Below are 13645 nucleotides of genomic sequence, written 5' to 3'. Positions count from 1 at the left end.
GTCCATGTCCGCACCAGCGCCGTCCCCGCTGGCCATCGTCGACGCCGAGCCCCTGTCCCGGCAGGAGGAAGTGCTCACCGAAGCGGCGCTCGCCTTCGTGGCCGAGCTGCACCGGCGGTTCACGCCCCGGCGTGACGAGCTCCTCGCCCGCCGCGCCGAGCGCCGCGCCGAGATCGCGCGCACCTCCACCCTCGGCTTCCTCCCGGAGACGGCCGCCATCCGCGCCGACGACTCCTGGAAGGTCGCCCCGGCCCCCGAGGCCCTGAACGACCGCCGGGTGGAGATCACCGGCCCGACCGACCGCAAGATGACCATCAACGCCCTCAACTCGGGCGCGAAGGTGTGGCTCGCGGACTTCGAGGACGCCTCCGCGCCGACCTGGGAGAACGTGGTCCTCGGCCAGCTCAACCTCACCGACGCCTACACCCGGAACATCGACTTCACGGACCCGAAGTCCGGCAAGTCGTACGCCCTGAAGGCGAACGAGGAACTCGCCACGGTCGTGATGCGCCCCCGCGGCTGGCACCTGAACGAGCGTCACCTCGTCGACGCCGACGGCACGCCGGTGCCCGGCGCCCTCGTCGACTTCGGGCTGTACTTCTTCCACAACGCCAAGCGCCTGCTGGGCCTGGGCAAGGGCCCGTACTTCTACCTCCCGAAGACGGAGTCGCACCTGGAGGCCCGCCTCTGGAACGAGGTCTTCGTCTTCGCGCAGGACTACGTCGGCATCCCGCAGGGCACCGTCCGGGCGACCGTGCTGATCGAGACGATCACGGCCGCGTACGAGATGGAGGAGATCCTCTACGAGCTGCGCGACCACGCCTCCGGGCTGAACGCGGGCCGCTGGGACTACCTGTTCTCCATCGTCAAGAACTTCCGGGACGGCGGCGCCAAGTTCGTCCTGCCGGACCGCAACGCGGTGACGATGACCGCCCCGTTCATGCGCGCGTACACCGAACTCCTCGTCCGCACCTGCCACAAGCGCGGCGCGCACGCCATCGGCGGCATGGCCGCGTTCATCCCGTCCCGCCGGGACGCCGAGGTCAACAAGGTCGCCTTCGAGAAGGTCCGGGCCGACAAGGACCGCGAGGCGAACGACGGTTTCGACGGCTCCTGGGTCGCCCACCCCGACCTCGTGCCGATCGCCATGGAGTCCTTCGACAAGGTGCTGGGCGACAAGCCGAACCAGAAGGACCGGCTGCGCGAGGACGTCGACGTCAAGGCGGCCGACCTGATCGCCATCGACTCCCTCGACGCCAAGCCGACCTACGCGGGACTGGTCAACGCCGTGCAGGTCGGCATCCGTTACATCGAGGCGTGGCTGCGCGGCCTCGGCGCGGTCGCGATCTTCAACCTGATGGAGGACGCGGCCACCGCCGAGATCTCCCGCTCCCAGATCTGGCAGTGGATCAACGCGGGCGTCGTCCTCGACAACGGCGAGCCGGTCACCGCCGAGCTGGCCCGCAAGGTCGCCGCCGAGGAACTGGCGAACGTCCGCGCCGAGATCGGCGACGAGGCCTTCGCGGCCGGCAACTGGCAGCAGGCGCACGACCTGCTGCTGAAGGTCTCCCTCGACGAGGACTACGCCGACTTCCTGACCCTGCCGGCGTACGAGCAGCTCAAGGGCTGAACAGCCGCTACCGCTCCGAGTGGCCCAGGGACTTGCCCGGGGCCACCCGGTCGCGTACGGCCTTCTTCACGGCCGTCGGCTCGGGGAAGCCCTGCTCGCGCCGGTCCCAGACCACCTCGTCGCCGACGCGGACCACGAACACCCCGCCCCTGCCGGGCTTCAGCGCCAGTTCCGTCAGTTCGGCCTCGAAGGTCGTGAGCAGCTCCTGCGCCAGCCATGCCGCGCGGGGCAGCCAGCGGCACTGGGTGCAGTACTCGATCTCGACCCGCCGCGGGGCGTCCGGGGAATCCTCCGCGAGCTCGATCTCGACCCGCTGAACGTCCGTCATCCGAGGTGTACCGACCAATCCTGCCGGGCCCCGGGCTTGCCGTGCAGGTCGGGGACCTGTTTAAGCCACGCGGGGCGTCCTTGCTGGTTCCTCGCCGCGCGCAGGGCCTCCTCGGCGGCGAGCTCCTCCGGAGAGGGGAAGCCGGTGGGCAGCCAGGCCCCGGAGGCCCGCACGCGCGCGTGGAGGTACGCCACGTACGCCGCACGCGCCGCGTCCGGCGTGGCGAAGCCCGGCTCGTCCGCCAGCCAGGCGTCCGGGACCTCCGCGAGGATCCGCCGCAGCAGATCCTCGGTCACCCTGGGCGCGAGTTCGACGTCGGCGGCCCGGACGTCGGGCCCATAGTGGCCGAGGGCGTGGTGCCGGAAGTCGTAGACCTTGGCCGGGTCGCTGCCGTCCCAGCGGTGGTGGAAGACGAGGGCGGCGCCGTGGTCGATCAGCCACAGGCGCGGGGGCGCGACGCCCAGCGTGGGCCAGACCATCAGGTTGGAGCTGTGGACGGTGCGGTCGACGTTCACGGTCAGGGCGTCGAGCCAGACGATCCGCCCCGCTTCCAGGGGATCGACCGGGAAGACTCCCGCGACCTCGGGCGTGAAGTCCCGCGCACCCGGCAGGTAGTCCATGCCGAGGTTCACCCCCGCGCTGGCCGCGTGCAGCTCGCGCACCTCCTGGTGCGGCTCGTCGTCCGCGACCGCCGGGTCGAAGCGCACCAGGACCAGTTCGGGGAACCGCAGCCCGAGAGCCCGGGCCAGTTCACCCACGACGACCTCGGCGACCAGCGCCTTGCGGCCCTGCGCGGAGCCGGTGAACTTCACGACGTACGTGCCCAGGTCGTCCGCCTCGACGACACCGGGGACGGAACCGCCGGAACGCAGGGGCGCGACGTAGCGGGTGGCGGTGACCTCTCTCAGCATGTTCCCGGACCGTTCGCGTGCATGGTGTGAGCATAGTGCGCGCCCGGGGCGGAGGGCATGGTCAGCGGTGGACCCCGCTGTCCTGCCAGAAGTCGCGCAGCTGGGTGACGAGTTCTTCGGGTGCCTCTTCGGCCATGTGGTGTCCGGAAACGATCGGGCCACCGTCGAGGCGGTCGCCCGCCCAGTCGCGCCAGACACCCAGCACGTCGCCGTAGAGGTCGGCCATGTCGTCACGGGTCGCCCACAGCACCTGCAGCGGGGACCCGATACGCCGGCCGGCTCGCCGGTCGGCGTCGTCGTGCTCCCGGTCGACACCGAGGCCCGCCCGGTAGTCCTCGCACATGGCGTGCACGGTGGCCGGATCGTGGATCGCGCGGCGGTAGTCCTCGTACGCTCGGCGCCCATCTCCTCGGGGCCGGCCTTGTACCAGGCGTCCGGGTCGGCGCTGATGACGCGCTCGGCGGGCTTGTCGGTCTGTCCGAGGAAGAACCAGTGCCACCAGCTCGCGGCGAATGTCGCGTCGCAGCGCCGCAGCGCCTCACCGATGGGGACGGCGTCCAGCACGCTGACGGCGGACACGGCCTCCGGGTGGTCCAGAGCGAGGCGCGTGGCCACGTACGCGCCCCGGTCGTGCCCGACGACGGCGAAACGCTGGTGCCCGAGTCGGCGCATGACCGCCAGGCAGTCTCCGGCCATGGCTCGCTTGGAGTAGGGACGGTGCTCCGGGTCGGTCGGGGGCTTGTCGGACTCGCCGTAGCCCCGGAGGTCGGGGCAGACGACCGTGTGACCGGCCGCGGCCAGCAGCGGGGCGACGCGGTGCCAGGTCGCGTGCGTGCGCGGATGACCATGCAGGAGCAGCACCGCCGGACCGCTCCCGCCTAAACGCACCCGCAGGTCAGCGCCGTCTCCCGCACATCGCGCCAACGAGAAACCGTCGAACACGTGCCCCCCTGTGTCTCGAGCGTGGTGGCTCATGCGGCGCCGGAGCAGGACACCCCGTCGTCGGCCTGTCAAGTGCCCCACGCTTCCCGGATGACTCCCGGCCTGGCCCTGGGGGTCGCGAACCAGCGCCGGAAAGCGATGTAAAGCGACATCAAGCGGCTGAACCGCCATCAATGAACGCCATACCTCACACCTGCCTGTTGTATGGATCCATCCACGCACAACGGGAGTGACGAGCATGGCCGACGAGGTCACGGAGGACGCGGGCCCGCCGCCGTCCGCGAGTCTGAAGCCCGATGCGATCGGGTTCCTCGACGCCCTGGTCATCGGGCTCAACGCGACCTCCCCGGCCTACTCCGTGGCAGCGGTCATCGGCCCGATCGTGGCGCTGGTGGGCCTCTACGCCCCCGGGGTGATGCTCGCGTCGTTCGTGCCCATGCTGCTGATCGCGTCCGCGTTCTACTACCTCAACAAGGTGGACCAGGACTGCGGCACGACCTTCTCCTGGGTCACCCGGGCCATGGGGCCGTGGGCGGGCTGGCTCGGCGGCTGGGCCATCACGATGACCGGTGTCCTGGTGGTCGGGTCGCTCGCGGACGTCGCCGTGACCTTCTTCCTGCTCGCCGTCGGACTGGACGGCTGGGCCGACAACGACGTCGTGCGCCAGGTGCTCACCGTGCTGCTGATCCTCGTGATGACGGCCGTCTGCGTCATCGGTATCGACGTGTCGGCCAAGGTGCAGAACGTCCTCATCCTGGCGCAGGTCGCCTGCCTGCTCGCCTTCGCCGTGGTGGCGCTGTACCGCGTCTACGCCGGCACCGGCACCCTGGACTCCGTCGAGCCCAAGATCGGCTGGCTGGACCCGTTCGGAGCCGGCGGGGCGCCGCTCACCGCGTCCCTGCTGCTGGGTGTGTTCATCTACTGGGGCTGGGAGTCGGCGGTCAACCTCACCGAGGAGGTCGAGGACTCCGCGATCGCGCCCGGCAAGGCTGCCGTGTGGTCGACGGTGCTGCTGCTGGTGACCTACATCGCGGTCGCCTTCGCGGTCGTGGCCTACGCCGGGACGGCCTACCTCGCCGAGAACGCGGCGGAGGAGGAGTTCATCTTCGCGCTGCTCGCCGAGGAGGCGATGGGCGGCTGGGACTGGGTCGTGCTGCTGGCGGTGTCGACGTCCGCGCTCGCCTCCACGCAGACGACGATCATCCCGGCCTCGCGCACGGGGCTGTCCATGGCACGCCGGCACGCCCTGCCCGCGCACTTCGGCCGCATCCACCCCCGGTTCCGCACCCCCGACGTGAGCACCTGGTGGGTCGCCGGCATCGCCATCGTCTGGTACCTCGTCCTCTTCCACATCAGCGAGAACGCCCTCTTCGACTCCCTGACCGCGCTGTCCCTGCTGATCGCGTTCTACTACGCGCTCACGGGGCTGGCGTGCGCGGTCTACTACCGCCGCGAACTGACCCGCGGCGCCCGCGACTTCCTGCTGATCGGTCTCGGCCCGCTGATCGGTGCCGGGCTGCTGGCGTGGCTGCTGGTGGAGTCCGTGTCGGACATGGCCGACCCCGCCAACTCCTACAGCGGCGTCTCGTGGTTCGGGATCGGTCCGCCGCTCGTCATCGGCATCGGCATCGCCCTCACGGGCGTGGTCCTGATGGTCGTGTGGCGGCTGAGGGCCCCCGCGTTCTGGTCGGAACGCCCCAGCACGGTCGACCCCGCCCTCGTGCACGGCGAGGAGTCCTGAAGCCGCCGGTTCTCCTCATGAGCGGTCCGGGCGCCGTTTCGCGAGCGGGCTGAAGGCGTACAGGTCGAGGATCTCGGGACGCGGGGCGACACCGGGACCGCCCTCCCGGACCCAGGAGACGATGTCCTCGGTCGCGGCGGGGTCGTTGACCAGCCCGAGCCACACCGGCCGCCCACCGGCCGCCCGGCCCGCCGCGGAGGGCTGGACGACGATGACGTTGGCCTGGTCGCAGACGTCGAGGCAGTCGGAGATCCGGACCGGCGCGGCCGCCCGCAGCCGCTCGGTCTGGGCGACGTGGTCGACACCGGTCACCTTGCGGCTGCCGCAGCAGCAGTCCCGGCACACGACGATGCGGCACGGAAGCCCTCCGGCCGGCGTTGCGGACATGCCGCACCTTCCCTCTCTCCCGGGGAGATCCGCCCCGGTGGTCGGTCGAGGAGGCGACCGCGTGAGTCTCCTGGCTCTCGGGTCGACGCCGGTCCCGGCCTTCCCACCCGTCCGCGGGCAGTGGCCTGTCGGGAGCGGCTCACCGATCACAGTGGCGGGACCGCGCCGGATTCACACCGGCTTCCTCGTTCCGCCGTCGCCTTAATCGACGGCCATCCTGCCATGGGGCCGGGGGCTGCGGGTGAGGGGCCGGGGAGGCTGCGACTGAGGGACCGGCCGTCGGGTTCCGGTACGGTTCGAGGGAATTGTGTGAGGAACGGGGAGGCTCGGTGGGGGCGGGGAAGCGGCGGGCGGCGGGGAGCGTGGCGTGGCTGCTGATGGGTGTCCTGGCACTCGCCTTCGGGGTGGCCAGTGCCCTGGAGGTGCGTGGAGCTCTGGACCGGGAGCGGGAGTTCCGCTCCGCCCCGGTGTGCGCCTCGGTGCCGGTGAAGGCTTCGGGGTGCCGGTGGGAGCAGGCGTTCACCGTCCGCGGCGCCGACACGCACCGCGGGGAGCGGAACGCCCCACCTGAGGCGGAGTTGGTGCCGCCCTCCGGCAAGCCCTGGGAGGTGACGTTCCTGCACGCCGACCCGGTGGTGTCGGAGCTGGCGCCGGGCGACAAGGTCGTGGGCCTGATCTGGCAGGGGGAGGTCGTCGAGGTGCGCGACGACGGCGATCGACGGCAGCGGACGTCCGACTCGCCCGTGGGGTGGCCCGAGGACCGTCTCGGCGGCGCCCTGATCTGTTTCTCGTTCGGGCTGCCCGCCGTCGTCGGTGGGGCGTGGCCGCTGTTCGCCCGGCGCGACCGACGTCATGCGAAGGCGGCCTCGGTGGTGCGGGGGCACGGCGTCGCCATGGCCGGCGCGGCCCTCCTGACGCTGTGGGCGCAGTCCGCCAACGACTGGCCGCTCTGGTCGATCCCGGCGATCTGGGGGCCACTCGCGCTGCTCGCCCTGGCGTCCATGACGGCCTTCGCCATCGCCGCCCTCCGCGGCGATCTGGACGACGACGCCCCGGCCACCCCGGGCACCCCGGACGCCGCTGAGCCGGACGCCCCGGCCACCGCGTCACGTCACTCCTGATCCCGCGTACCGCCGGAGAGCCGCGCGCCACCGCAGGGCGCCGCACCGCCGCACCCGGCGGGCCGGGCCTCGATGGGGACGCCGTTCGCGCGCAGCACCTCTCGGACGTCGAGGATCAGCGGGAACACCTCGTGGTTGCGGTCCTCGCCCTGCTCGTCCCAGGCCCGCTGCTCCGCTTCCACGGCCATGCGGTCCTCGGCGAACACCCGCTCGGTGAAGCGCCGGATGAACGGCCAGGCCAGCCGGAGGAGGCCGGGAACCTTCGGCTTCTCGATCATGAGCAGTCCGTAGGCGTGACACCTGCGCTGCTCGGCGTCCTCCGGTACGTAGGCGGCCCAGAGGCGGAAGGCCGGGCGGTCGGCGTTCTCCGGGACCAGGTCGAGCGTCTGGTACGGGTACTCGGTGCGGATCGTCATGACATCGGCGGTGCCGCCCCCGATGCCCTCCGAGGCCAGCAGGCCGGCGCTGCGGTTCCGCTTTCCGCCGGTGTGGGTGAACAGGTAGCCGGCCTCCACCGAGCGCTCGTCGCTCCGGTAGCCCAGCAGTTCGGGGTGGAGTCTGCCGACCACGCCCCGGTGCAGGAACTGGTGGTTCATGTCGAGGAGGTTCTCGTGCATGAACGAGTAGTGGCAGTGCACGGTCCGGGAGTACGTCATGGTCCGGTACCGCGGCGAGCCGTAGGCCGGCAGTTCGGGCAGCGGCGTGGCCGCGGCCCGCTGCGGGTCGCCCGGGAAGACGAACACCAGGCCGTACGCCTCGCGGACGGGGTAGCCGCGCACGCCGCGCGGTGGCCGGCGGTCGCCCTTGGCCAGGTACGGGATCTGTGAGATGCGGCCGTCGCCGCGGTAGGCCCAGGCGTGGTAGCGGCAGCGGAGTGTCTCGCCCTCCACGACTCCCATGCTCAGCGGCACCTGCCGGTGGGCGCAGCGGTCCTCCAGCGCGTGGACCTCGCCGCTCCGGCCGCGGAAGAGGGCGATGCGCTCCCCCGCGAACGCGGTGGCCAGCACCCGCTCGTGGCCGAGGCGCCGGGACAGGGCGACCGGGTACCAGTGGTCGGGGTGCAGCCCGACCCGCCGGAGATCGGCCTCGGGGTCCGTTTCACCGTGCCCCGCGGGTTCCGCGGCGAGGGCGCTGGCCCTGTCGGTTTCGGTCATACCTCTCCTCGCGGGTGGGACACGGCACGGACAGCCACCCCCACCCCCACCCTGACCGCCGCCCGCCGTCCCCGCTCTGCCGAGGGGTCCGGACGGGTGAGCGGTGTTCAGGTGCCGCGCAGCGGGTTGGGCAGCGGCAGGTAGCGCGCGTCCGCGCCGTTCGCGTTCGTCCAGCGCAGCAGGAGGTTGGTCTTGCCCGGGAGGGTGGGTGAGGCGAGCAGCGCGGGGATCTCGGGGAGGTCGTGGCGGGCGAGCTCGCGGCGGGCGGCGGGCCAGGGGTCGAGGCCGGGATGGCGCTCGGCGAGGGCGCCGGCGATCTCGGCGAGGTGGTTGACGACCAGGCAGTACACGAGCCGCTCCCAGCCGGCTTCCCGCTCCACCTCCGGCAGCAGCTTGACGCCCTCGGCGTCCCGGTACAGCGCCTGCACGGGCATGCCCTCGGCGTCCACCGCGACCAGGGTGTTCTGCAGATGCGCCTCGAGGACGACGCCGTACCCGGCGAAGGCGGCCAGCGCCGGGGGCACCACCCGCGCGAGGTACGCCGCCCACCAGGCCCCGGGGTCGGCGGCGCGGTCGAGCGGGCTGCCGTCGAAGCCCTCGACCAGCGCGGCGGCGAGCAGCGGGGTGGCACCCGGCAGCAGTCGGCCGCGGAAGCCGTCGCGGACGAGGACGGCCAGGGCCTCGAAGGCGAAGTCGGCGGTGCGGTAGCCGCGGTCGCTCAGCCAGGCCGGGGGGCCTTCGAAGGTCTCGAAGGCGGCGCACACGGCCGCGTCGGTCCGGCGCATGGCGAGCAGGTCGTGGCGCCACAGCCGGCGGATGTCGTTGGTGATGCGCACGTCCAGGCTGAACTTCAGGAAGAGGTCCTGAGCGGGTGCGTAGAGCGTGCGGATCGCAGCTGTCGGCCAGGTGCCGGGGGCGGTGGTGCCGAGCCGGACGAGTCTGCCGTCCGCGAAGGCGGCGGCGAGCTCCGGAGCGGCCAGGTCGAGCTGCCAGGGGTGGGCGGGGAGCAGCCGGTAGCCGGGCGGGGCCGTGCCGAGGGCGTCGAGGGCGGAGGTGTCGCCCTCCTCGACGACGGTGTCCTCGCGCAGCCCGAGCAGGGTCAGCGGGAACCGGGCGTACGCCTCCGGCGCGTACGGCAGCCAGCCGTTGGTGGGGCCGCCCCCGCGCGCCTTGGGGGCGGGGTGGTGGGTGTGGCCGGTGAGGAGGGACTGCTCGGAGCGCCGGTACAGGTCGTCGGGCGGGGGCGTCCCGCCGCGGGCGGCGAGCAGTACGGCCACCGCGTCCCTGCTGTCGATCATCTCGGCGGGCAGTTCGTCGTTGGACAGCCCGGTGTGCCGGCGCAGCTCGTCGGCGACGAGTTTGACCAGCTCGGTGTGGCCGACGCGGTGCCAGCCGCCCGCCGTGCGCACCTCGGGGTCGGCGGGCCGCCGGGTACCGCGCACCCGCAGCAGGCGGTCCCCTGCGGGCAGGTGGTAGACCCGGTACTCACCCGTCCTGCGCACCGGCCGGGCCACCTCCCGCAGCAGGCAGTTCAGCAGCGGCACGGCGGCGTAGGCGTCGGCGCGTCCGGCGAGGCCACCGGTGACCGGATCGTCATGGGCGGAGTCGCCGGGGGCGGAGTCACCGCCGCCGGGCGGGGGCATGAGGTCCACGCGTTCCACTCGTTCCCTGTGGTCCCATCCGGATCTCCGGGCTTCCGGGTCTCCGGACTTACGATCCCCGGACTTCCGGGCGGAGATGATCAGTATGTGTGACGCCGTCACCCTGTCGTGACGCCCTATTCGTACCCGAGGAGCCCGCCCGTGCACCGTTCCCCCACCGCCGAGACCGAGGTCGCCGACGAGCTGGCCGTCGTACGGCCCGGTCTCGTGCCGCGGTACGAGGCAGAACTGCCCGGGGCCCGGGCGGCCGTGCTGTCCCGGTTGTGGCGCGGTCTCGCCCACGATCCGCTGCCCTGGGTCGTCCGCAGGGAGCGGGGCGGGGACGGCCTGACCCTGTGGCTGTCCGACGGCCGCCGGCTGCACGGCCCCCGGCCGGACCCCTACGCGACCGGCGCATACGTGTCCGTCATACGGCTCGACGAGGCGGAGTACGACGATCCGGCCCGGCTGGTGACAGACCTCGCCGTACCGCATTCCGCGTCGTTCGCCGCTGAAGTCGGGCACAGTGTGGCCTCGTTGGCGCTGTCGAGGGCGGCACAGGAGGAGCGTGGGCGGCCGGACGCGTGGCCGGAGAGCGACTGGGCGTGGGAGCAGCGGATCGTGGACGGGCACCCGTTCCACCCCACGTGCCGGTCCCGGCCCGGTTTCTCGGTGGCCGAGCAGCTCGCCTACGGGCCCGAGCACCGGCCGGTCGTGGAGCTCGGGCTGGTGCCGGTGCGGGCGGAGGAGTGCCTGGTGGCCGGTGCGTGGCCGCGGGAGCTGCGGGACGGGGAGCGGGTGGTGCTGCCGGTGCATCCCTGGCAGGCGGCGCACGTACTGAAGCGGGTGTGCGAGGAGCGGCGTGCCGCGCACCCGCTGATGTCGCTGCGGACCCTCGCGCTGCCCGGCGGGCCGCACGTCAAGACCTCGCTCAGCGCCCGGCTGACGTCGTCGGTGCGGGACATCTCACTGCCCTCGGTCGCCGCATCCGCGATGCTGTCCGGCTTCGCAGAGACTCCGGCGGCGCGCACGGACGGCCTGTTGCACATGACCCGTACGCTGGGGGCGGCGGCGGCCGGCTCCCCCGACTTCGCGGCCGTGCTGCGGGAGTCGCCGCAGGCGTACGCGGCGAGCGGCGAACGGGTCCTGCCGGTGGCGGCGCTCGCCACCACCGCGCTCCCCCGCTCCCCGCGGTGGCTGGCCGGCTTCGCGCGGCTCGCCCTCGGCGTCGGCCTGCGGCTGCTGGAGCTGGGCGTGGCACTGGAGGCGCACGGCCAGAACCTCCTGGTGGTCCTCTCGCCGGCGGGCGATCCGCTGCGGCTGGTCTACCGGGACCTGGCCGACATCCGGGTCAGCCCGGCCCGCCTCGCCCGGCACGGTATCCCGGTGCCGGACCTGCCCGCCCGCATGGTCACGGACGACGAACGCGCGCTCCGGCGCAAGCTGTTCGGCTCGCTCGTGGCGGGCGCGCTGGCCGGTACGGCCGGGTCGGGGGCGGCGCTCGCGGAGGCGCTGGAGGCGGCCCTGCGGGATCTGCCGGACACCCCGGACCTCGCGGCGCTGCGCGCCGACCCGCTGCCCACGAAGGCGCTGACGCTGATGCGGCTCTCCCCGCAGACGGCCGGGGACCAGTGGGCGGAGCTGCCCAATCCTCTTGTCTGAGGCTCGTTTTGGAGCAGGCCCCCGGGGATCAATAAGATCCGCCGATGATCACAAGAAAACGGCCGGCGGCAGTGGTCTGTGCCCTGCTCGCCGTGTTGACGGCCGGGTTGGCCTTCCCGGCCGGAGCGGCCGCCGGTGAACCCACGGGCCAGGACGCCCCCAAGGTCGACCTCGTCCTCGACGTCAGCGGTTCGATGCGGGCGCGGGACATCGACGGGCAGTCGCGGATGGCCGCCGCGAAGCAGGCGTTCAACGAGGTGCTCGACGCGACGCCCGAGGAGGTCGAACTCGGCATCCGCACCCTCGGGGCCGACTACCCGGGGGACGACCGGAAGACGGGCTGCAAGGACACCGCGCAGCTCTATCCGGTCGGCCCCCTGGACCGCACCGAGGCCAAGACGGCCGTCGCCACGCTCACCCCCACGGGCTGGACGCCGATCGGCCCGGCCCTGCTGAAGGCGGCCGGCGACCTGGACGGCGGGAACGGCTCCAAGCGCATCGTGCTGATCAGCGACGGCGAGGACACCTGCGCCCCGCTCGACCCGTGCGAGGTGGCCCGCGAGATCGCCGCCAAGGGCATCGGCCTGACCATCGACACCCTGGGCCTGGTGCCGACCGCCAAGCTGAGCAGGCAGCTGAGCTGCATCGCCGAAGCGACCGGCGGCACGTACACGTCCGTCGAGCACCAGGACGAACTGACCGACCGGGTCAACCAGTTGGTGGACCGGGCGGCCGATCCGGTGGTGACGCCGGTGGCCACGGAGGGCGCGGCCGAGTGCGCGAAGGCACCGACGCTCGAGTCCGGTCTGTACTCCGACCGGGAGGAGTTCGGGCAGCAGCGCTGGTACCGGGTGGACGTGCCGCCGGGCAAGGAGCTGCGTGCCTCGGTGAGCGTGGCGGCCGACCGGGCCGTGAACCCCGGCTACGGCGCCCTGCTGCGGGCCGTCACGCTCAAGGGCCGGGAGATCGTACGCGGCGAGGCGGCGGGCAACGGCCGTACGGACGTGATCTCCACGGGTCTGCGCTATCCGAAGGCCGAGAGCGACGAGGAGGACGCGCCCGCCGAGGCCGTCTGCCTGGCCGTCTCGCACTCCTTCTCGGCCGCCTCCGGGGTGAAGACGACGCCCGGTCTGCCGCTGGAGCTGACGGTGGACGTGGTGGACGGCCCGTCGCAGGCGAGTGACGTGGCCTCCTTCGGCCTGGGGCGCGGCTGGTGGCTGCTGGGCGTGCTGATTCTCGCCGGCTTCCTCGCCGGTCTCGTCTGGGGCTGGCTGTCGCGCTGGCGGGTCGCGGTCTGGAGGACCAACTGATGCGAGTGATACGTGTGTTGAGCGCCGCACTGCTGGGCCTCGGACTGGCGGCCGGCCCGGCCGCGGCCGACTCCTCGCCGAGTCCTTCGCAGGACACCTCCTCGGCGCCCACGCAGGCGGGCACCTCCTTCCGTACGGCGACCGAGATCGAGCAGGGTCAGCGGGCCACGGCGAGCGGCTCCACGGGCGACTACCTGTACTGGTCGTTCCCCGCCGACACCGGGCAGCGCCCGACGGTGCGGGCGACGGTGAAGCTGCCGGACACCCACGCCGCGCAGACCTGGCAGATCGACGTGTACGACGGGCTGCGCCGCCGCCAGGCCTGCCAGTACGGGGCGCAGACGCGCACCGCGGTGGCGGACTCGTCCTCCGTGGAGCTGGCCTGTGTGCTGCGCACGGTCCGCGCCTGGTCCGAGCCGTGGGCGAACGACCCGCTGCCGGGCACGTACTACGCCCGGCTGACGGTCACCGGCGTCCCCACCAGCGACCTGGGACTCCGCGTCGACACCGAAGTGCGCGTGGATTCCAGGGACATCGGCGGTCCGGCGGCGGTGGACGGCTCGCTGTCGGAGCCGCTGGTGCCCGGCATCGCGGTGAAGTCCGAGGGCGAGAAGGAGGACCGGGCCGTGCTGTTCGGCCTCGAACCCGAGGACGGCTGGGCGTCCGGCTGGTGGTCCGACCGGTGGGTGTGGACCGCGGTCGGCGGTCTGCTGGCGGCGCTGGCGGGTGTCGGCGGGTACGCGCTGACGCGCGGCTCGGGACGGCCGCCCCGCGTGCCGCCCGCGGCCTGACGGCGACACGATGACCCGGTGACCTGGA

The 13645-nt window shown here is 72.8% G+C and carries 11 protein-coding genes, 1 pseudogene and 1 riboswitch; of the genes and pseudogenes, 6 read left to right on the top strand and 6 right to left on the bottom strand.

Features of this window, described 5'->3' with window-relative positions; genetic code table 11:
* The first annotated feature begins 4 nt into the window (after nt 1-4).
* Entirely contained in the window at nt 5-1630 is a 1626-nt protein-coding gene (aceB, locus tag ABZ016_RS19750) for a malate synthase A (protein WP_356917914.1), read from the top strand.
* Between the two features lie 7 nt (nt 1631-1637).
* Here aceB and ABZ016_RS19745 read toward each other — a convergent pair whose 3' ends face one another.
* The 3 genes and pseudogenes from ABZ016_RS19745 to ABZ016_RS19735 all read right to left on the bottom strand — a co-directional run bounded on the left by ABZ016_RS19745 (nt 1638) and on the right by ABZ016_RS19735 (nt 3811).
* Nucleotides 1638-1958 carry an Rdx family protein gene (locus tag ABZ016_RS19745; protein WP_356917913.1) on the bottom strand — a complete coding sequence of 107 codons (321 nt, stop codon included), beginning with the start codon at nt 1956-1958 and terminating at the stop codon, nt 1638-1640.
* Nucleotides 1955-2869, bottom strand: coding sequence for a HipA family kinase (locus ABZ016_RS19740; protein ID WP_356917912.1), 915 nt, complete (start codon nt 2867-2869; stop codon nt 1955-1957). The genes ABZ016_RS19745 and ABZ016_RS19740 overlap by 4 nt, the downstream gene beginning before the upstream one ends.
* A 61-nt stretch (nt 2870-2930) precedes the next feature.
* Nucleotides 2931-3811 (bottom strand): annotated as a pseudogene (locus tag ABZ016_RS19735) (alpha/beta hydrolase).
* 238 nt (nt 3812-4049) lie between these two features.
* Here ABZ016_RS19735 and ABZ016_RS19730 point away from each other — a divergent pair.
* The gene (locus ABZ016_RS19730; RefSeq protein WP_356917911.1) at nt 4050-5552 is read left to right on the top strand and encodes an APC family permease; all 1503 of its coding nucleotides are present in this window, start codon (nt 4050-4052) and stop codon (nt 5550-5552) included.
* A 15-nt stretch (nt 5553-5567) separates the two neighbouring features.
* On the opposite strand, the gene ABZ016_RS19725 is transcribed toward ABZ016_RS19730, so the two are convergent.
* Nucleotides 5568-5939 carry a (2Fe-2S) ferredoxin domain-containing protein gene (locus tag ABZ016_RS19725; RefSeq protein ID WP_356917910.1) on the bottom strand — a complete coding sequence of 124 codons (372 nt, stop codon included), beginning with the start codon at nt 5937-5939 and terminating at the stop codon, nt 5568-5570.
* 63 nt (nt 5940-6002) lie between these two features.
* Nucleotides 6003-6129, bottom strand: a riboswitch (cobalamin riboswitch).
* 139 nt (nt 6130-6268) lie between these two features.
* Here ABZ016_RS19725 and ABZ016_RS19720 point away from each other — a divergent pair.
* A complete protein-coding gene (locus ABZ016_RS19720; protein WP_356917909.1) occupies nt 6269-7060 on the top strand; it encodes a hypothetical protein in 792 nt (263 codons plus the stop codon).
* Here ABZ016_RS19720 and ABZ016_RS19715 read toward each other — a convergent pair.
* On the bottom strand, nt 7051-8214 hold the full coding sequence (locus ABZ016_RS19715) for an aromatic ring-hydroxylating dioxygenase subunit alpha (protein WP_356917908.1): 1164 nt from the start codon (nt 8212-8214) through the stop codon (nt 7051-7053). The genes ABZ016_RS19720 and ABZ016_RS19715 overlap by 10 nt on opposite strands.
* A 107-nt stretch (nt 8215-8321) precedes the next feature.
* Complete coding sequence (locus ABZ016_RS19710; protein WP_356917907.1) at nt 8322-9875, bottom strand: IucA/IucC family protein; 1554 nt, start codon at nt 9873-9875, stop codon at nt 8322-8324.
* 141 nt (nt 9876-10016) lie between these two features.
* Between ABZ016_RS19710 and ABZ016_RS19705 the strand changes: the two genes are divergently transcribed.
* The 3 genes from ABZ016_RS19705 to ABZ016_RS19695 are packed head-to-tail and all read left to right on the top strand — an operon-like array spanning nt 10017 to nt 13617.
* The gene (locus tag ABZ016_RS19705) at nt 10017-11516 is read left to right on the top strand and encodes an IucA/IucC family protein (protein WP_356917906.1); all 1500 of its coding nucleotides are present in this window, start codon (nt 10017-10019) and stop codon (nt 11514-11516) included.
* Nucleotides 11517-11560: 44 nt separating this feature from the next.
* Nucleotides 11561-12826 carry a VWA domain-containing protein gene (locus ABZ016_RS19700; RefSeq protein ID WP_356917905.1) on the top strand — a complete coding sequence of 422 codons (1266 nt, stop codon included), beginning with the start codon at nt 11561-11563 and terminating at the stop codon, nt 12824-12826.
* On the top strand, nt 12826-13617 hold the full coding sequence (locus tag ABZ016_RS19695) for a hypothetical protein (RefSeq protein WP_356917904.1): 792 nt from the start codon (nt 12826-12828) through the stop codon (nt 13615-13617). Before ABZ016_RS19700 ends, ABZ016_RS19695 begins: the two co-directional genes overlap by 1 nt.
* Nucleotides 13618-13645 lie beyond the last annotated feature (28 nt).

Source organism: Streptomyces sp. NPDC006372 (genome assembly GCF_040612515.1).
GTDB lineage: Bacteria > Actinomycetota > Actinomycetes > Streptomycetales > Streptomycetaceae > Streptomyces.
Note: the sequence above shows the minus strand (reverse complement) of the source record. Positions and strands in the feature narration are given on the sequence as shown.